Annotated in this window: 1 pseudogene; it reads right to left on the bottom strand. The window is 72.9% G+C overall.

What is annotated here, in order from left to right:
- Positions 1-310: pseudogene (locus P0G09_RS17725) on the bottom strand (dipicolinic acid synthetase); the annotation flags it as partial.

The raw sequence follows: 310 nt of genomic DNA, 5'->3' as shown, positions 1-310 counted from the left end.
GCCCGCCGTTTCGGGGGCGCAGGCCGAGGGCAGGCTCAGGGCATGGATGGCCCGGTGCCCCAGCCGCCGGGCCGCGGCAAAGTCAGTGCCGCCCGGCTTGGAAGCCAGATCCACGATCAGGCTCCCGGGCCGCAGGGCTGCCAGCACGGCTTCCGTCAGAACAGGGGCCGGGATGGTATTCACCACCGTGTCAAAGGCCGGAGCGGCCTGTTCCAGCCGGGCCAGATCCACCGCCCGCAGTCTGAAACTCTCCGCCAGTGCCCGCTGGGCCGGCCGCCGCGCGGCCACCGTCACCTGTGCTCCCAGTGCC

This window comes from Faecalibacterium sp. DFI.5.82 (assembly GCF_029076575.1).
In the GTDB taxonomy this organism is placed as follows: Bacteria; Bacillota; Clostridia; order Oscillospirales; family Ruminococcaceae; genus Faecalibacterium; species Faecalibacterium duncaniae.
Note: the sequence above shows the minus strand (reverse complement) of the source record. Positions and strands in the feature narration are given on the sequence as shown.